This window comes from Sinorhizobium sp. 7-81 (assembly GCF_030124405.1).
GTDB lineage: Bacteria > Pseudomonadota > Alphaproteobacteria > Rhizobiales > Rhizobiaceae > Sinorhizobium > Sinorhizobium psoraleae.
On sequence record NZ_JASKLT010000008.1, the window covers coordinates 59,051 to 77,001 of the forward strand.

Annotated in this window: 19 protein-coding genes; 8 read left to right on the forward strand and 11 right to left on the reverse strand. The window is 62.6% G+C overall.

Translation table 11 applies throughout. The annotated features are described in order from the left end of the window. Window positions 1-21: 21 nt before the first annotated feature. From QN224_RS23380 to QN224_RS23400, 5 genes are all read right to left on the reverse strand, one after another. The gene (locus tag QN224_RS23380; RefSeq protein ID WP_173509151.1) at window positions 22-636 is read right to left on the reverse strand and encodes a tetratricopeptide repeat protein; all 615 of its coding nucleotides are present in this window, start codon (window positions 634-636) and stop codon (window positions 22-24) included. A 96-nt stretch (window positions 637-732) separates the two neighbouring features. After that, window positions 733-858 carry a type B 50S ribosomal protein L36 gene (gene ykgO, locus QN224_RS23385; RefSeq protein WP_012709334.1) on the reverse strand — a complete coding sequence of 42 codons (126 nt, stop codon included), beginning with the start codon at window positions 856-858 and terminating at the stop codon, window positions 733-735. Between the two features lie 173 nt (window positions 859-1,031). Beyond that, a complete protein-coding gene (locus QN224_RS23390; RefSeq protein WP_283978571.1) occupies window positions 1,032-2,081 on the reverse strand; it encodes a 5-(carboxyamino)imidazole ribonucleotide synthase in 1,050 nt (349 codons plus the stop codon). Further along, on the reverse strand, window positions 2,078-2,542 hold the full coding sequence (gene purE, locus QN224_RS23395) for a 5-(carboxyamino)imidazole ribonucleotide mutase (RefSeq protein WP_173510144.1): 465 nt from the start codon (window positions 2,540-2,542) through the stop codon (window positions 2,078-2,080). The genes QN224_RS23390 and purE overlap by 4 nt, the downstream gene beginning before the upstream one ends. A gap of 69 nt (window positions 2,543-2,611) precedes the next feature. After that, window positions 2,612-2,815 carry a YdcH family protein gene (locus QN224_RS23400; protein ID WP_012066888.1) on the reverse strand — a complete coding sequence of 68 codons (204 nt, stop codon included), beginning with the start codon at window positions 2,813-2,815 and terminating at the stop codon, window positions 2,612-2,614. 212 nt (window positions 2,816-3,027) lie between these two features. Between QN224_RS23400 and QN224_RS23405 the strand changes: the two genes are divergently transcribed. Next, entirely contained in the window at window positions 3,028-3,201 is a 174-nt protein-coding gene (locus QN224_RS23405; protein WP_173510145.1) for a YdcH family protein, read from the forward strand. 179 nt (window positions 3,202-3,380) lie between these two features. Here QN224_RS23405 and QN224_RS23410 read toward each other — a convergent pair whose 3' ends face one another. Both QN224_RS23410 and QN224_RS23415 read right to left on the reverse strand, forming a co-directional pair. Then, window positions 3,381-3,641 carry a metalloregulator ArsR/SmtB family transcription factor gene (locus tag QN224_RS23410; RefSeq protein ID WP_153436425.1) on the reverse strand — a complete coding sequence of 87 codons (261 nt, stop codon included), beginning with the start codon at window positions 3,639-3,641 and terminating at the stop codon, window positions 3,381-3,383. Window positions 3,642-3,727: 86 nt separating this feature from the next. Then, on the reverse strand, window positions 3,728-4,507 hold the full coding sequence (locus QN224_RS23415; protein WP_283978572.1) for a sulfite exporter TauE/SafE family protein: 780 nt from the start codon (window positions 4,505-4,507) through the stop codon (window positions 3,728-3,730). Between the two features lie 197 nt (window positions 4,508-4,704). Here QN224_RS23415 and QN224_RS23420 point away from each other — a divergent pair, with 197 nt between their 5' ends. The 3 genes from QN224_RS23420 (at window position 4,705) to QN224_RS23430 (ending at window position 7,599) form a co-directional block, all read left to right on the forward strand. After that, window positions 4,705-5,358 (forward strand): thiamine phosphate synthase, encoded by a 654-nt coding sequence (locus QN224_RS23420; protein WP_173509154.1) that lies wholly within the window; start codon window positions 4,705-4,707, stop codon window positions 5,356-5,358. Window positions 5,359-5,367: 9 nt separating this feature from the next. Beyond that, window positions 5,368-6,519 (forward strand): tetratricopeptide repeat protein, encoded by a 1,152-nt coding sequence (locus QN224_RS23425; protein WP_283978573.1) that lies wholly within the window; start codon window positions 5,368-5,370, stop codon window positions 6,517-6,519. 279 nt (window positions 6,520-6,798) lie between these two features. After that, complete coding sequence (locus QN224_RS23430; RefSeq protein WP_173509156.1) at window positions 6,799-7,599, forward strand: inositol monophosphatase family protein; 801 nt, start codon at window positions 6,799-6,801, stop codon at window positions 7,597-7,599. 48 nt (window positions 7,600-7,647) lie between these two features. On the opposite strand, the gene ggt is transcribed toward QN224_RS23430, so the two are convergent. Next, window positions 7,648-9,264: a gamma-glutamyltransferase gene (ggt, locus tag QN224_RS23435; RefSeq protein ID WP_283978574.1), complete on the reverse strand. Its 1,617-nt coding sequence runs from the start codon at window positions 9,262-9,264 to the stop codon at window positions 7,648-7,650. A gap of 411 nt (window positions 9,265-9,675) precedes the next feature. Here ggt and QN224_RS23440 point away from each other — a divergent pair, with 411 nt between their 5' ends. From QN224_RS23440 to QN224_RS23450, 3 genes are all read left to right on the forward strand, one after another. Next, window positions 9,676-10,776 (forward strand): MotA/TolQ/ExbB proton channel family protein, encoded by a 1,101-nt coding sequence (locus QN224_RS23440; RefSeq protein ID WP_269281489.1) that lies wholly within the window; start codon window positions 9,676-9,678, stop codon window positions 10,774-10,776. 4 nt (window positions 10,777-10,780) lie between these two features. Further along, window positions 10,781-11,812 (forward strand): peptidoglycan -binding protein, encoded by a 1,032-nt coding sequence (locus tag QN224_RS23445; protein WP_173509159.1) that lies wholly within the window; start codon window positions 10,781-10,783, stop codon window positions 11,810-11,812. A gap of 125 nt (window positions 11,813-11,937) precedes the next feature. Further along, window positions 11,938-13,587, forward strand: a complete 1,650-nt coding sequence (locus QN224_RS23450) for an FAD-binding dehydrogenase (RefSeq protein ID WP_283978575.1) — start codon at window positions 11,938-11,940, stop codon at window positions 13,585-13,587. 81 nt (window positions 13,588-13,668) lie between these two features. Here the strand turns inward: QN224_RS23450 and QN224_RS23455 are convergent, their stop codons facing one another. Together QN224_RS23455 and QN224_RS23460 are read right to left on the reverse strand one after the other, a co-directional pair. Continuing rightward, on the reverse strand, window positions 13,669-14,661 hold the full coding sequence (locus QN224_RS23455; RefSeq protein WP_269281493.1) for a tripartite tricarboxylate transporter substrate binding protein: 993 nt from the start codon (window positions 14,659-14,661) through the stop codon (window positions 13,669-13,671). A 125-nt stretch (window positions 14,662-14,786) separates the two neighbouring features. After that, on the reverse strand, window positions 14,787-16,589 hold the full coding sequence (locus QN224_RS23460) for an ABC transporter transmembrane domain-containing protein (protein ID WP_283978576.1): 1,803 nt from the start codon (window positions 16,587-16,589) through the stop codon (window positions 14,787-14,789). A gap of 256 nt (window positions 16,590-16,845) precedes the next feature. On the opposite strand from QN224_RS23460, the gene rpmE reads away from it, so the two are divergent. Continuing rightward, the gene (gene rpmE / locus QN224_RS23465) at window positions 16,846-17,067 is read left to right on the forward strand and encodes a 50S ribosomal protein L31 (protein ID WP_173509163.1); all 222 of its coding nucleotides are present in this window, start codon (window positions 16,846-16,848) and stop codon (window positions 17,065-17,067) included. Between the two features lie 236 nt (window positions 17,068-17,303). Here rpmE and QN224_RS23470 read toward each other — a convergent pair whose 3' ends face one another. Further along, complete coding sequence (locus QN224_RS23470) at window positions 17,304-17,822, reverse strand: DUF1465 family protein (protein WP_283978577.1); 519 nt, start codon at window positions 17,820-17,822, stop codon at window positions 17,304-17,306. Window positions 17,823-17,951: the final 129 nt, after the last annotated feature.

Genomic DNA, 17,951 nt, shown 5'->3' on the forward strand with positions numbered 1-17,951 from the left:
ACACAATACATCCGTTTCAGCTCAGGTCCGGCTGCCCGCGAGCTTCTCCGCCAACTCGCCAAGCTGTTCCTGCGCCTTTCGATCCGAAGGGTAGATGTCGAGGAACTGTTGCCAGGCCCGCATCGCCAACTCGTCCTTGCCGGCGGCAGCGAGCATGGTTGCCATGCCCGCAAGGGCGCCGAAATGCCGTGGCTCGATCGCGAGCACGCGATTTATGTCGGACATCGACTTGCGGTAGTTGCCCATTTGATAGTGCAGGGTGGCGCGGCGGTTCCAGCCTTCAACATAATTCGGGGCAAGAACGATCACCTGGTCGAGGATGTCGAGCGCGACGGGCTGCTTGTCGTCGGTGATCGCCTTGTCGGCCCATTGCATCAGGAGGTTCACCGTAGCGCTGCCGGATTCCTGCCATTCCAGACGGATGCGTTCCGCCACCTGCCGCGCCCTGCTTTCGTCGCGTTCCTTCTTCAGGTCGGCGAACAGAGAATCAAGACGTTGTTTCGGCGTCGTGAGGTTTGCCGTTTCCGCTTGCGGCGAGGGTTCCGCCGCCCGGAGTGAATTGTCGGCTCCTGGGGAGACGGTGAGCGTGGCAAGACATGCCAGAATCGTGGTCACAAAAATACGCATGGCGGACATCGTAGCCCGCCATGGAACAAGATCAAATCAAATATGGGGGATCACCAAGGGCGAACCGCCAATCAGGCAGGGCAATTCGGCCGCTGCCCGGGACCCTCAGCCCTGACGAGCCTTGAAGCGAGGGTTCGACTTGTTGATGATGTAGACGCGGCCCTTGCGACGAACCAGACGGTTTTCGCGGTGACGGGTCTTCAGCGACTTGAGCGAATTCTTGATCTTCATTTTTCTGATCCGCAGGTTTCGGGGAACGAAAATTCGCCCGGTAATCTCTAACAATCAAAAGCGCGCCATTCAGCGCGCTCCAAGTAGGCAGGCACATACCGTGTCGCCCCTATTGTGTCAACCGCAAGGCAGGGGATTTTACCGCCGCACAGCGCAAATCTGTGGGCTTCCCCTCAGCGCAGCCGGGTGAAATGGCCCATCTTGCGGCCGGCGCGTGCCTCGGCCTTGCCGTAGAGGTGAACCAGCACGTTGCTTTCGGCAAGCAAGCCCGCCACCTCGGCAATTTCGTCGCCGATGAGATTTCGCATCACGCAGTCCGAATGACGCGAAGGGTCGCCTAGCGGCAGGCCCGCGATCGCGCGGATGTGCTGCTCGAACTGCGAGACGACGCAGGCCGCTTCCGTCCAATGGCCGGAATTGTGGACGCGCGGGGCGATTTCGTTGGCGACGACGCTGCCATCGGCCATCACGAAAAACTCAACTCCGATCACGCCGACATAGCCGAGCGCGTCGAGTATGGCCGTGGCCGCGGCCCGCGCTGCGTCTGCTGTCGCGGAGCCCACAGACGCCGGCACGGTGGAGGTGTGGAGAATACCGTTCCGATGAACGTTTTCCGCCGGATCGAAACAGACGCTGTTGCCGTCGGGACCGCGCGCGGCGATGATCGAAATCTCCCGCTCGAACGACACGAAGCTTTCCAGGATGAGAGGCACCTGTCCCAGAGCCATGAAAGCGCCGGCTGGATCGTCCTTAGTCGAGCGGAACACGCGCTGGCCCTTGCCGTCATAGCCGAGCCGGCGGGTTTTCAGGACCCCCGCGCCACCGAAATCGGCGAGTGCCATTTCCAGGTCGACTTGACTGTCGACGGAGTGAAAGCGCGCCGTAGCGATGCCGCAGTCATTGATGAAGCGCTTCTCGACGAGCCGGTCCTGCGCCACTTCCAGCGCCTTCGGCGGCGGAAAGACCGGGCGCGCGGCTGCGAGCCTTATGGCTGCGGAGACGGGTACGTTTTCGAACTCGTACGTGATGAGGTCCGAGGCCGCGGCGAGCTCATCGAGCCCGTGCACGTCGTCGTAGGGCGCGACGATCTGCGCGTTCGCGACCTGGGCGGCGGGACAATCCGGCTGCGGCTCGAGGATGACGGTGCGGAAGTTCAGGCGGGCAGCCGCCATCGCCAGCATGCGGCCGAGCTGACCGCCGCCAATGATGCCGATGGTCTTCATGCCTCGTCCACCGGGTACTCGGCAACCGAGACGGTCTGCTGTTCGCGCCAGTCGTCGAGGCGATCGGCGAGGTCGTCGTCGCCAAGTGCGAGGACGGCGGCGGCAAGCAGCGCCGCATTGATCGCTCCCGCTTTTCCGATCGCCAGCGTGCCAACGGGAATGCCGGCCGGCATCTGCACGATCGAAAGCAGGCTGTCCTGGCCGGAAAGCGCTTTCGACTGCACCGGAACGCCGAAGACCGGCAGCGGCGTCATCGATGCGCACATGCCCGGCAGGTGCGCCGCACCGCCGGCGCCGGCGATAATCACCTTGAAACCTTCGTCACGTGCGCCCTTGGCGAAACTCACGAGCCGATCCGGCGTGCGGTGCGCGGAAACGATGCGGGCCTCGTAGGCGATGTCGAGCGCCTCGAGCGTGTCGGCGGCGTTCTTCATCGTCTCCCAGTCCGACTGGCTTCCCATGATGATGGCGACGGGCGGGGTGGTGGTGTCGGTCACGTCTGTCTGGATCCGTTTCAGGCGATGATGTCTTCAGGCGATGATATCAGGGATGATCTGGTCTTCGATCTTGGTGATCTTGTCCTTGATGGCCAGTTTCTTCTTCTTCATGCGCTGGATGCGCAGTGCATCGCAACCGGTTTGGATCATCGCATTGATGGCCGCATCGTAATCTTCATGTTCCTGCCTCAGGCGCGCAATGGTCAGTCTGAGTTCGGCCTGGTCCTGGTCCGGCATGCAAAATGATCCCCATCAGCCCGGCCGCCGTGATCTGCGATCCGGAATTTTCATGCGCCGCTCTACCACATCTTGGGCGATGACGGGAAGTTATCCGACGTCATCATTTCGCCTTCGACAAATGAAAAATGGCGTGGCAGAGTAATAAGGTTTCAACCATGAAACATCCGGCATTTACCTGCCGGATGCAAGCAAAAGGAAGGGACTGCCAAATGACCATTGAGGCTCATCTTGCAACGCTTGAGAAAAAACATGGCGCCCTGGAACAGGAGCTCCACGCAGCTCTCAACTCACCGTCCTGCGAGGACGAGTTGATTAGCGACCTCAAGCGGAGGAAGCTGCGCATCAAGGACGAAATCGAAAGACTCCGTTCCTCGACTCACTGATTCTGAACGGTATTTTCGTGAGGCGTTGTCTGCTTTGGTGACAACGCAACAAGGTCAAGAACCAATCCCATCACGGAATGCATAAACAATAGACCGGGCTTGATGCCCGGTCTATTTCTGCCGGGCGCTCTGTTTTCGCGACTCCCGACGGAAAACCGTTACAATTTTCCCGGAAATCGCTACGACCAGAACTGGTCGAGCCAGAGGTTCAGCTTGTCGAAGCCCGGCTTGTGGATCGCATAGATCCGCCGCGTTCCGCTGGAGGAAACCGACACCAGATTGCAGTCGAGCAGGGCCTTGAGGTGCTGCGATACCGCCGGACGGCTGATTGGCAAACCTTCGGCCAATTCGTTCACCGTCTTCGGCGCGCGCCGCAGTTCCTCCAGCAGGTAGCGCCGGTTCGGATCCGCGATGGCATCGAAGGGGTCCGCGATGGTCATGGCCGAACGTTAAGCGAATTCTACGCAAGCGGCAAGAAAATTGTGCGCTGCGGCATGGGGTTGCTTCGCAGCAATTTCCGCACGCCTCAGCCGCCCGACATGAGGCTTGTAAGACCATCCCAGACGAGTCTCGATCCGGCGATAAAGGCCATCGTGTACATGAAGGGATAGAAAATCTGCGGCTTCATCCGCCGGACGATCCAGGCGCCGCAGGCGGTCGCGACCATTGCCAGCGGGAAAAGCGTGGCGGATGTCTTCAGGTTGCTGATGTCGAGTTGGCCAAGGGCGAAATAGGGAATGAGTTTCACCGCATTGAGGACGGCGAAGAAGCGCACGATGGTTCCGGTATATTCACGCGGATCGAGCTTCAGCGGCAATGCATAGATCTGAAAAGGCGGGCCGCCGGCATGGGCGACGAAGCTGCCGTAACCGGCAAACGAGCCCCAGAGGGCGGCCGGGCCGGCTCGGTGCTGCTTCGGGGCAATCGCCACGCCGTTGCGTGAACGCCAGACATTGTAGACATAGCGCAATACAAACAGCACCGTGATGAGGCCGATGATCAATCTCAGCGCGTCGCGCGACACATAGGCCGATGTTGCCCAGCCGATGGCGATGCCGGCGATCGCGCCGGGGAGCAGCATCGTGAGCGTCCTCCGATCGCCATGTTTGCGCCAGATCCATAAGGAGACGATGTCCATGGCAATGAGGATCGGCAGCAGCAGCGCTGCCGCCTGCACGGGCGACACCGCCATCGACAGAATCGGAACGCCCATCAACGAAAGCGCTTCTCCCATGCCGCCCTTGCTGAGGCCAACGAGCAGGACTGCGGGGACAGCGATGAGATAGAAGTCGAAATCGGGAAGCATGGGTGGCGGTTGATCCTTTGGTCATCTCCGTCTATCCGTTTTCCCGAACGAAATCGAGTGGCGGCTTTCGCTCCTACAACGCCGCGCGTCCAATCTGGGCGCGCTAAATCGCTGTAGCACTTTGAAGTGCTGCGTGATTTTGTCCCTCCGATGTAAGGAATCATGCAGTGAAGCAGGTGTCGCCAGGAACGGATGTCATGAGCAATGTAGAAAACCGCTGCCGCCTTGTGCTGATCGTGCCGGACATGGCGGATGCCGTGCAGCGTTCGAAGCAGCTTGCCGACGCGTTGAGGGGAGGCGACGTGGCGTCCGTCATCCTGCCGCAGTACGGCCTTAGCGACGCCGAGTTCCAGAAGCATGCCGAACTGCTGGTGCCGGTGATCCAGCAGGCGGGTGCGGCGGCGCTGATCGAGGGTGACACGCGGGTCGCGGGACGCGCCAAGGCGGATGGCCTGCATATCGCCGGCGGCGCCGATGCGCTCGGCGACGCGATCGAGAAGCACACGCCGAAGCTGATCGTCGGAGGAGGCAATGCCTCCGATCGCCACCACGCGCTCGAAATAGGCGAGCTCAGGCCGGACTATGTCTTCTTCGGCCGTACCGACGGCGACATCAAACCGGAAGCGCATCCGAAAAACCTCGCACTCGCCGAATGGTGGGCGTCGATGATCGAAATTCCCTGTGTCGTCATGGGCGGTACCGATCCGCAATCGGTGCTTGCGGTCGCCGAAACGGGAGCCGAGTTCGTGGCTCTTCGTCTTGCGGTCTTCGGCGAGCCCGAGCAGGCGCCGGCGGTTGTCGCTGCCGTCAACGCATTGCTTGACGAAAAAGCGCCACGGTTTGAAGATTAAGACGATCCGATGTTGAGCCGTTTGTCGTCGAAGTCCAGCCGGGCTGCAGCCCTCCTTATGGCCGTCGCTCTCGTGGCGATGCCGGTTCGCGCCCAGCAACCGGCCACCGGTGCGCCTGCCGAGGAGGGCAACGCGCCAAAGCGCGGGCGGATCACTCCCTTCAACGGTGCGGCCCCGCCGGAAGGCGCGGCTCCGCAGCAGAAGCCCGACACCGACGCGGCAAAAAAGACGAAGGCCGGTGATGGCAGCACGCCGTCGGAAGGCGTCAACGTTATCGATCGCATGGGCGCGCAGTTGCCGGCGCTTCCGGCGGAAAAACCGTTCACCGGAAAGGTGGACGATGCCTATGGCGCCTTCCAGCGCGGCTACTATCTGACGGCGATGGACTTGGCGTTGCCGCGGGCGCAGCTCGGCGACCCAGCAGCGCAGACGCTGGTTGCATCGATCCTGGAGCAAGGTCTCGGTGTCGCGCGCGACGCCAAGGAGGCAGCCTTCTGGTACGGCCAGGCTGCCAATAACGGCGATCCGGCGGCCATGTTCAAATACGCCCTGATCCTGATGGAGGGGCGTCACGTCAAGCGCGACAGGAAGAAATCCGAGGAACTGATGAAGAAGGCGGCCGACCTCGGCAATGCTTCGGCGCAGTTCAACTACGGACAAACGCTCGTTGCCGACATGCCGGGCGAAAAGGGCCTGAAGGCGGCGATGCCCTATTACGAGAAATCCGCCGAGCAAGGCATCGCCGACGCACAATATGCTCTCTCGCAGATCTATCTCAACGTCGACGGCATAGACGAGAACAAGCGCACGCGTGCCCGGGAATGGCTGCAGCGCGCTGCCCGCGCCGGCTACGACACGGCGCAACTCGACATGGCGATCTGGCTCGTGGAAGGCATCGCCGGCGACCGCAACCTCGAAGAAGGCTTCGCCTGGATGAAGCGTGCGGCGGAAAGCGGCAATGTCGTGGCGCAGAACCGACTGTCGCACCTCTATGTCAATGCGATCGGCACGCGCCCGGATCCGGTCGAGGCGGCGAAGTGGTATGTGCTGTCGCGCCGTGCCGGCCTCAAGGACGATGCGCTCGAGGACTTCTATCTGGGCCTCAACGAAAGACAGCAGAAATCCGCGCTTGCCGCGGCGAACAAGTTCCGCTCCTCCTGATATCGGCTGCGCGCCAAGTCGGTAATCGCTGGTCCGTTTGACGGCGGCAACGCTATTTCGCTTGAACTTCCGCGGCTTTTGTGGTCTTGAAGCCGCGGTTTTTGTCCGCGGCTTCCCATTCTCGATACACGCCCTGCGGACGGAGTGAATTCACTCGGTTTTTTGACGACGGACCAGCTTCGGTCGCGCCCTGCGCGCCTTCGGGCAGGATACGTCAGACAGGTTCAATGTCCGGTTCGAGATGGCTCAGCCGGCCTTCGCTATCAAAGGATTCGCCACATGGCTCGTTCTGCCCTTCTCAATGTCATGGTCCAGGCCGCCTTCAAGGCCGGCAAGTCGCTGGCACGCGATTTTGGCGAAGTGCAGAACCTCCAGGTGTCGCTGAAGGGGCCGAGCGACTATGTTTCCCAGGCCGACCGCAAGGCCGAGCGGATTATCCGCGAAGAGCTGCTCAAAGCCCGGCCGACCTATGGCTTCCTCGGCGAAGAGGGCGAGGAGATCAAGGGAACCGATGGAGCGCACCGCTGGATCGTCGACCCGCTCGACGGCACCACCAACTTCCTGCACGGCATTCCGCATTTTGCCGTTTCGATCGCGCTGGAACGTCAAGGCGAAATCGTCGGTGCCGTCGTCTTCAATCCGGCAACGGACGAGCTCTACACCGCCGAGAAGGGTGGTGGTGCTTTCCTCAACGACCGCCGCCTGCGCGTCGGCGCCCGCAAGAACCTGTCGGATGCCGTCATCGCCACCGGCACGCCGCATCTCGGCCGCGGCAATCATGGCAAATATCTGATCGAACTTCGCCATGTCATGGGCGAAGTCGCCGGCATCCGTCGTTTCGGCTCCGCCTCCCTCGATCTCGCCTACGTGGCCGCAGGCCGCTATGACGGTTACTGGGAACGCGACCTCGCCGCATGGGATATCGCGGCCGGCATCCTGCTCATCCGCGAAGCCGGCGGCTGGGCGACCGACGTCGACGGCGGCAGCAAGCCACTCGACGACGGTTCGGTCGTTTGCGGCAATGAATATATCGCCAAGGCGCTGCGCGATGTGATCCATCGCCCCGTTCCGGCGAAGTAAACGGCAGCCTTCTTCCTGGACTTCGAAGTCTCGGCGGCGAGATAGGTTTCAGTAGGCCAGCGCGCAGCCGTCCTTGCGCGGATCCGAGCCAGCCTGCAGCACCCCGCTGGCCGCGTCGATCATGATCGCCTGACCGCCGCCATGGGGCATCTCGGCCATCTTGATCTCGTGGCCTAGCGCCGCGAGGCCGTTCAGCGCATCCTCGCGAATGCCGCGCTCGGCCTCGAAACGGCCCATCTGGTGAAAGCCGCGGGCGCAGTCGATGGCCTCCTGCACGTTCATGCCAAAGTCGAGGATATTGGTCAGCACATGGCTTTGGCCGACCGGTTGGAAGCCGCCGCCCATCACGCCAAAGCAGAGCCAAGGCTTGCCATTCTTCATTGCCATCGCCGGGATGATGGTGTGCAGCGGGCGCTTCCAGGGCGCCACGCAATTGGGATGCGCAGGATCGACGCGGAAGCCGGTGCCGCGGTTCTGCAGCAGCACGCCGGTCTTCGGACTGGCCAGGCCGGTGCCATAGGGCCAGAACAGCGAGTTGATGAAGGAGCAGGCATTGCCCTCTTCGTCGACCACGCTGATATAGACCGTATCGCGATAAGTGGTGCCGCCGGCCGCGCCCAGCGTCGGCATGGCTTTCTTCAGGTCGATGCGGCCGCGCAGCTCGTCGGCGAAGCCAGCCGACAGCAGCTTCTCAACAGGCACATCGGCAAAGGCGGGGTCGGCGACATACATGTCGCGCGCCTGGAAGGCGAGCCTCGTGGCCTCCGCCTCGATATGGAAACGTTCGATACCGACCGGATCATATTTGCTCAAGTCGAAGCCGCTCAGGATGTTGAGCATCAGCAATGTTGTGATGCCGACGCCGTTCGGCGGTATCTCCATGAGCTCGATGCCGCGATAGGTCGTCGAAATCGGCTCGACCCAGAAGGCCTCTTGCGTGGCGAAATCCTCCAGCGCATGCCTGCCGCCCAGGCTGCGCAGGTAGGCCACCATGTCCTCGGCGACCCAGCCGGTATAAAAGCCGTCGCGGCCGTTGGCGGCGATCTCGCGCAAGACTTTCGCATGCTCGGGCTGGTGGAAGACCTCACCGGCCTTCGGCGCGCGGCCGTTTGTCAACCACATGCGCGCGGAATTGGCGTCCGCCTTCAGCTTGCCTTCATTGCGGCTCCAATCGGTGGCGACTCGCTCGGTCACCACGAAGCCTTCCTCGGCATGGCGGATGGCGGGCTGCAGCAGATCGGCCAGCGGCATGGAGCCGAAACGTTGGTTCAGCTTGCTCCAGGAATCGACCGCACCGGGAATGGTGACGGCATGCACGGAGGTCAGCCCGATCTCTGGCAATCCCTGCTTCAGCAGATGCTCCGCGGTGAGGCCCTTGGGCGCGCGGCCCGAGCCGTTAAGGCCATAGACCTTGCCGTCCTTCCTGTCGGCATCCGCCAGATTGGGACTTGCCGGGGCGAAGAGGACGAAATTGTCGCCACCGATGCCTGTCGAACCTGGCTCGACCACGCATTGCACGGCGCAGGCGGCGATAGCGGCGTCGGCGGCGTTGCCGCCGCAGCGCAGGATCTCGATGGCGGCGAGCGTGGAAAGAAAGTGCGAGGTGGCGGCGGCGCCATGCCGGCCCATGACGACGGAACGGCCGGGCAGGTGCAGGTCACGCATGGGGCTGGAACTCCGGGAGGCTCGGGAAAACTCAGGACCCGGAGCCTATGCCCATGCCGGTTGAATGGAAAGGGCCAGTGTCACGTGGCAGTTGGGTGTCACGGCGGCACTTGAATGTGAGAGTGCGGCTGTTTCGGTCACCTCACCCAGTTCACTACGAGAATACCGAGGGCCGAATGCTCAAAGTAACCGCTGAGCCATTAACGCTCTGCCCCTTCCGTTTTCCCTTCAATTTGGCGCAAAGTTCCACTAGTCTCCGGGCCGGAGCGATGCCGCCCCGCCGCCGACTACGCATTTTCTCGAATTGACGTCGAATTCGAGGAAATGCCACGGCAATTCAAAGCGTTGCGGCAACCCTTGCGTGTCTGAGGAAGCGCGCGGTGCTGGAGAACCCGGGAGTTTGGCTAACCTATGACGAAACTGAATCTGTCCGGATGGAGCGGTCGGGAGAGCGTGGAGGAGAACTACAATCCGCACAAGCTTTCGAGTCCCATGCCCTATTTCTGGACGATGGTCATCTTCCTGATCATCGTCGGTTTCGTCGCCGCCATTCTCTTTCGACAGGCTCGTGAAGCCTTCGTCGGCAATCCGGGCCTCAATGGGCTCATCCTCGGTGTTCTGCTGATCGGCATTCTTCTCGCGTTCAACCACGTCCTCGGCCTGAGGCCCGAGGTCCGTTGGTTCAACTCGTTTCGTGCCGCGGGAAGTGCGGACAAGGTCGGACGTGATCCGGTCCTGCTCGCGCCGATGCGGGCGCTGATCGGCGGCCGACAGACAACCGGCATTTCAGCGATCGCTTTGCGCTCGATCCTTGATTCCATTGCCACGCGTCTCGATGAATCGCGCGACATAACCCGTTATATCGCGGGCCTTCTCGTCTTCCTCGGCCTGCTCGGCACCTTTTGGGGTTTGCTCGGCACGATCGGTTCGATCAATACAGTCATCCAGTCCCTGGACGCCGGTAGCGGCACCACGGAAGATTTGCTGGGCACTTTGAAAACCGGCTTGTCCGCGCCACTGACCGGCATGGGAACGGCCTTTTCCGCTTCACTCTTCGGGCTTTCCGGATCTCTGATCGTCGGGTTCCTGGACCTCCAGGCCGGACGCGCACAGAACCGCTTCTATACGGAACTCGAAAACTGGCTTTCCTCGGTAACCGATGTCGGTTCGGGGTTTTCCTCGCCGGTCAGCATTGCCGGAGAGCCGCCCATCGAGGAGCTGCGCCGGCTGACGGATCAGCTCACGCGGCTCAACCAGGAGGGCGGCGCAAATCAGCGCACGACAGCCGCGATGGCGTCATTGGCGGAGGGCATCCAGGGCCTCGTCAAGAACATGCGCGGCGAGCAGCAGATGCTCAGGGACTGGATCGAGGCGCAGCAGGAGGAAGCGAAGTCGATGCGCAAGACCCTCGACAAGCTGACGTCGCGCATCGGCCAGGCCGAGAGGATCACCGTGCATGGGGAGAAGTCGATGGCCAAGCTCAGCCGCGTAGACGAGAGCGGAGGCGACTGAGTCCATGGCCCTTGCCCGTAAAGGTCGCAGTCACCGAACGATCGACTATTGGCCAGGCTTCGTCGACGCGCTCTCGACGTTGCTGATGTCGATCATGTTTCTGCTGAGCGTCTTCGTGCTGGCGCAATTCCTGCTTGGACGGGAAATCACCGGCAAGGACGAGGTGCTGAACCGGCTGAACAGCCAGATCAATGAACTGACGCAGCTTCTTGCACTGGAAAAGAGCGGCAAGCAGGATCTCGAGGATTCGCTTGCGAACCTCCAGGCTTCGCTTGCCCAGTCCGAAGGCGAGCGCTCGCGCTTGCAGGCGCTGCTCGACCAAGGCGCCGGCAGCACCGAAGCGGCCAACCAGAAGATCGGCCGGCTGGGATCGGAACTGGAGGCCGAGCAGCAGGTCAGCGCTCGTGCGATGAGCCAGATCGAGCTTCTGAACCAGCAGATTGCCGCGCTGCGCAGCCAGATCGCGGCCATCGAGGGCGCCCTTCAGGCGTCGGAGGCGAAGGATCAGGCATCGCAGGCCAAGATCGCCGATCTCGGCCGTCGGCTGAACGTGGCGCTGGCCCAGCGCGTGCAGGAGCTCAATCGCTACCGGTCCGACTTTTTTGGCCGATTGCGGGAAATCCTCTCCGATCGTGAAAACATCCGTATCGTCGGTGACCGCTTCGTCTTCCAGTCGGAAGTGCTCTTTCCGTCGGGCAGCAGCGACCTGAACCCCGAAGGCCAGGCCGAAATGGCGAAACTTGCCGCCGCGCTTCTCGATCTCGCCAAGGAAATTCCCGCCGAGATCAACTGGGTCCTGCGCGTCGATGGCCATACCGACAATGTGCAACTGTCGGGATCCGGCCGTTTCGCCGACAACTGGGAGCTGTCGTCCGCCCGCGCGACATCGGTCGTGAAGTTCCTGATGTCCAGGGGCGTGCCAGCGGACCGGCTAGTGGCCGCGGGCTTCGGCGAATTTCAGCCCATCGCCGAGGGTGACAACCCTGAAGCTCGGGCACAGAACCGGCGTATCGAGCTGAAATTGACAGAGAAATAGCGGCGTCTCCGAGCCCTTGAATTGACCTTGACGTCTGCGTAACAGTTACGTCCCAGCAATTCAAAGTGTTACAGCGTCTTTGTGCGTCTGGAGGGACGCACGGCGTTGTAGGGAGGGCGCCTTGCATGGATTGTGATGTGTTGGTCGTTGGTGCGGGCCTTGCCGGGCTCGTGGCGGCGTCCGAGGCTGCGGCGCGTGGCCGCAAGGTGATCGTTCTCGATCAGGAGGGGGAGCAGAATCTAGGCGGTCAGGCCTTCTGGTCGCTTGGAGGCCTGTTCTTCATCGATAGCCCTGAGCAGCGGCGCATGGGAATTCGCGACAGCCGCGATCTCGCGCGCCAGGACTGGCTGGGCTCGTCGCAATTCGACCGGCCGGAAGATCATTGGCCGCGGCTCTGGGCCGATGCCTATCTCGATTTCGCCGCCGGCGAGAAGCGCTCTTGGCTCCATTCGCTTGGGCTTCGCTTGTTCCCGGTGGTCGGCTGGGCCGAACGTGGGGGTGGGCTCGCCCACGGTCACGGCAATTCGGTCCCGCGTTTTCACGTGACTTGGGGCACCGGCCCCGCTGTCCTCGGTCCCTTTGTCCGGCAGGCGCGGGAAGCGGAAAGCCGCGGCCTTCTGCGATTCCGCTTCCGCCATCGCGTTGATGAACTGGTGACGACCGATGGTGTGGTAACAGGCGCCCGCGGCGCGATCCTCAAGGCGGATCCGGTGGCGCGCGGCCAGCGCAGCTCGCGTGACGTCGTCGGAGGCTTCGAAATCTCGGCCGGGGCGGTCATCGTGAGTTCCGGCGGCATCGGCGGCAATCATGAACTCGTACGCCGAAACTGGCCGCGCAAGCGGCTCGGGCAACCTCCGGCGACGATGGTGAGCGGCGTGCCGCATCATGTCGACGGCCGCATGCTCGAAATCGCCGGCCAAGCGCGAGGTTCCGTCATCAATGCCGATCGCATGTGGCACTACACGGAGGGCCTCAGGAATTTCGACCCGATCTGGCCGGATCACGGCATTCGCATTCTGCCGGGGCCGTCCTCGTTCTGGTGCGATGCCGACGGCAATCGGTTCGCGGCGCCTGCGATGCCGGGTTTCGACACGCTCGGCACTTTGGAGGCGATCCGCCGCAGCGGTCACGACTACAGCTGGTTCATTCTGACCAGGGCGATCATCAAGAAGGAATTCGCCCTTTCCGGGTCGGAGCAGAATCCCGACCTCACCGGCAAGAACCTGGCGCTTCTCCTGAAGCGGCTCGGCAAAAATCCGCCGGGTCCCGTCCAGGCTTTCATGGACAAAGGCGAGGACTTCATCGTCCGCGACCGGCTCGAGGACCTAGTCGAGGCGATGAACCGGCTTTCCGGCGAGAACCGGCTTTCGGCCTCCCATCTGAGAGCGCAGATCGAAGCGCGTGATCGTGAGATCACCAATCCCTTTTCCAAGGACGCTCAGGTGATCGCGATCCGCGGTGCTCGGACCTATCGCGGCGACCGGCTGCTGCGAACCGCAAAACCGCATCGCCTTCTTGATCCGAAGGCCGGGCCGCTGATCGCCGTTCGGCTGCACATCCTGACGCGCAAGACACTCGGCGGCCTGCAGACCAATCTCGCTGGGCAGGTGCTGGAGATATCCGGCGAACCGGTTCCGGGTCTCTATGCGGCGGGCGAGGTGGCCGGCTTCGGCGGCGGCGGCATGCATGGCTACAACGCGCTCGAGGGGACCTTCCTCGGCGGCTGCATCTTCTCTGGCCGCGCGGCGGGGCGCAACGCCGGATTCGCGACGTAGACGTCCGACTGGCGGGGTTGGTTGGTGCAAGCGGCGGCAATGCGCCGGGTCCGTTTCAGACCCGGCGCTTGACCGAAAGCGTCAGTCCATCTGGATGTTGGCGTCGCGTACCACCGGCGTCCACTTCGCAAGCTCTGCCTTGACGTGGGCGCCGAGCTCCTCGGGCGTCGAGCCGACGATCTTCGCGCTGAACTCCTCCATGCGCTTCTGGACCGCCGGGTCGGCGAGCGCCTTGTTTGCCGACTCGTTCAAGCGGGCGATCACCGGCTGGGGCGTGTTGGCGGGTGCGAAGAGCGCGTTCCAGGTATAGGTCTCGTAGCCGGGAATGCCGGATTCGGCGATTGTCGGAATATCGGGGAACGACGGTGCGCGTTCGGCGGTCGTGACAGCGAGCGCCCGCAAGGTTCCGGCCTTGATATGCCCTGACGACGAGGGGAGATTGTCGAACATGATCGGGACCTGGTTGCCGATGACGTCGTTCAGCGCCGGCCCGGAGCCCTTGTAAGGGATATGCTGCATGCTGACGCCCGCCATCTTCTTGAAGAGCTCGCCCGAGAGATGAAGCGGTGTTCCGTTTCCGGACGAGGCGTAGCTGTACTGGTCCGGCGCTGCCTTGAGCAAGGCGAGCAATTCTTCGACGGTCTTGGCCGGCAGCTCCGGGTTGACGACCAGCACGTTGGGCACGATGACCAGCAGGGAGATCGGCGCGAAATCCTTTTCCGGGTCATAGGGCTTGGTCTTCAGGATCAACGGATTGAGTGCGTGCGTCGCAACCGTGGCCATCAGGATCGTATAGCCGTCGGGATCGGCGCGGGCGACGTTGGCGGCCCCGAGATTGCCGCCGGCACCGGCCACGTTCTGGACGATGACCTGTTGGCCGAGATCCTCCGACATCTTCTGGGCAATGATTCTCGCGACCACGTCGGTCGAGCCGCCGGCAGCAAAGGGGACAACCAAGGTCACTGGCCGATCCGGAAAGTCTTGCGCTTGCGCTGTTGGCCCAATGGCCAACGCGGAAAGCGCGGTCAGGCCGAAGGCCATAGCGGCGCGGCGGGTCAATCTCGTGAATGCCATGCGGAAATCCTCCCAATGTCGTCGGTGACGATGCCGGCTGCAAAAGGCCGGGTCCTTAAGAATAGGGCCCGGCTCCGGCGGTGCAATGGCGGAAGATGTATCAGCGGCGGTTGGACGACGAAAGTCTAAGTTCGAGCCGCAATGAAGAGCGCTTCCGCGCCGTGGTCGAACTGCAGCCGGGCGAGCTTTGCGTAAAGGCCGCCTTGGCGGATCAGCGACGTATGTGTGCCTTCCTCGACGACGCGGCCGTGGTCCATGACAAGGATACGGTCGGCCTTGAGCACGGTCGCCAGCCGATGTGCGATGACAACGGTGGTGCGCTGCCGCATCAGGCCGTCGAGCGCCGTCTGCACCAATGTCTCGCTCTCGGCGTCTAGCGCCGAGGTCGCCTCGTCCAGGAGAAGAATCGGCGCGTTCCTGAGGATCGCCCTTGCGATGGCGATACGCTGTCGCTGGCCCCCGGAAAGCGTGACCCCGCGCTCGCCGACTTCGGTGTCGTAGCCCCGATCAAGCCTTGCGATGAATTCGTCCGCCTGCGCGGCGGCAGCGGCTGCGCGGACGGCTTCCCGGCTCGCATCCGACGCGCCAAACGCAATGTTGTCGTGGACGGAGGCGGCGAAGATCGTCGTGTCCTGCGGCACGATGGCAATGCGGCCGCGCAACTCCTTGGGGTCGACGGTGCGGGCGTCGATGCCGTCGACTGTGACAGTTCCTTTCGCCGGATCGTAGTAGCGCAGGAGCATCGAGAAGACCGTGCTCTTGCCTGCGCCGGAGGGGCCGACGATGGCCACTGTTTCGCCCGGCTTGACCGCGAAGCTCAGGCCGTTCAGGCTCTTGTAATCCGGGCGCGCCGGATAGGCGAAGTGGACGTCGGCAAACTCGATCGCCCCCTGTGCCGGCACCGGCATGGCGACCGGATGCTCGGGCGCCTGGATCTGCGGCACTTCCGTCAGCAGTTCGTTCAGGCGCTCGGCGGCACCCGCCGCTTGCGAGAGTTCACCCCAAACCTCCGAGAGCGCGCCGAGGCTGCCGGCGGCGAAAACTGAATAGAGGAGGAACTGGCTGAGCGTGCCTGCCGAGAGCGTGCCCGCGAGCACGTCGCGCGCGCCGAACCAGAGCACGGCGACGACGCTGCCGAAGACCATGGTGATGGCAAATCCGGTGAGGATCGACCGCGCCTTGATCGCCGCCCGCGCCGCGCCATAGGCGTCTTCCACCGCGCTGCCGAAATGCCGATTGGCGCTTTCTTCACCGTTGAAGGCCTGGACCGTGCGGGCTGCCGCGATCGCCTCCCCGGCATAGGCGGAGGCTGTAGCAAGTGTGTCCTGCGCCTCGCGCGAGCGCCGGCGGACAGACCGGCCGAAACCGACGAGAGGAAAGACGATGACCGGGATCGCTGCAAGCACGAGGCTCGAAAGCTTCGGACTGGTATAGATCATCATGCCGATGGCGCCGAGACAGAGGATCAGATTGCGCAGCGCCACCGACGCCGTGGCGCCGACGGCCGATTTGATCTGCGTCGTGTCGGCGGTCAGGCGGGACACGATTTCCCCTGACTGGTTGACATCGAAGAAGGAGGCGGAAAGCCGGGTGACCTTGGCGAAGACATCTCGGCGGAGATCGGCGACGATGCGTTCGCCGAGCGAGATGACGAAGTAGTAGCGCGCGGCACTGGCAAGAGCGAGGACAATGGCCAGCACCATCAGCATGGAGAAATAGGTGTTGATGAAGCCGGAATCGGAATTGGAGAAGCCGTTGTCGATCATCCGGCGGACAGCCAGCGGCAATGTCAGCGTGGTGACCGCGGCGAGCGTCAGCGAGATTGCGGCTCCAACCACAAACGGGCGGTATCGCGCCAGGTAGGGCAGCACGGCGGCAAGCGGGCGAATGGACCTGCGTGCTGGCGGTTGGTTCTCTCGTGTGGACACATGACCCCCGATCGCCTACAGCGCCGCGCGTCCGATCGGACGCGCTAAGATCGCTGTAGCACTTTGAAATGCGTGGAAGGGCTTTCCTGATAAGTCTTCCGCGCGGCACTTGTTATCCCGCAGACCTTCATGTATAGGCACGGCATCGAATTGGGGAGCCGTAGCCCAGTGGCGGTCTGCGGCTTCATTTACGTGTTCGGTCCCAAAGTCGCAATGCCTTGCGACAATTGGACCCTGGAACTCTAGGAAGATTGTTATGAAGGCAGACATCCATCCCGACTACCACACGATCAAGGTGGTCATGACCGACGGCACCGAATACGAAACCCGTTCGACCTGGGGTTCGGAAGGCGCCACCATGAACCTGGAAATCGACCCGAAGTCGCATCCGGCCTGGACCGGCGGCAACCAGCAGCTCGTCGACCGCGGCGGCCGCGTCTCCAAGTTCAAGAAGCGCTTCGAAGGCCTCGGCCTCTGATTGCTCGCTGTTTTCAGCGTGTTCGAAGCCCGGCCCTGCCGGGCTTTTTTGTTGCCCGCGTCTACAGCGCTGCGCCTCCTGTCAGAGGCGCAAAGGTCGCTGTAAACTTTGAATTGCTGCGGGTTTTTATCCTCAAGTCGGTAAGGATAGATGCGGTAGCAGAGTCATGCTCCGGCACGAAAAACCCGGCGCGCGGCCGGGTTCTGGATTGTCAGGGAAGGTGAGCCGTTCGGGCGTCAGTTGGCGCCGAAGGCGGTCTGCAGCAGCTTGATCTGCGCCTTGACGCCGTTCTGGTTGTCCGGAACGAAGCTCGTCGCCTCCTGCGGCCGGTAAATCTCTCGATCGAGCATGGCGACGCGGTTCTGCAGGCGGAGCGACCGTTCGATCAGATCGCGGAACGTCTCCGGAAGGTCATTCCAGCCGGGCGCGCTGCGATCGACATTGAAGCTGTCGAGGCGAACCTTGCTCTTTTCTGAAAGAACCTGATCACGGCTCATCTCGCCGTTGTTGACGGCGCGTTGAAGGAGAAGCCAGGAGGCCATCTGCATCAGCCGCGTGGTAAGCCGCATCGACTCGGCCGCGTAGAGCACCGACGCCATCCGCGGCAGCGTCTTGGAGGCCAGGCGGCCCGGCCCATCGAGATAGCTTGCCGTTTCTTCGACCAGGCCCATGCCTTCCGCATAGAGCGATTTGAACTGCGCCGAGGACGCAGCGTGTCCCGCGAAGCTGACGGTATTCAATCCTCTCTCGGACATGGCCTGTTTTTTCCCTGGTTCAAACGCATAACGGTCAGGTGACGGGCGGCTCCGGGAAAAACGTCCCCTGGCCCCCTCTATGGTTGAAGAATGACCCCATACCGCATTCCGCGCAAGGGTATTCTTAAG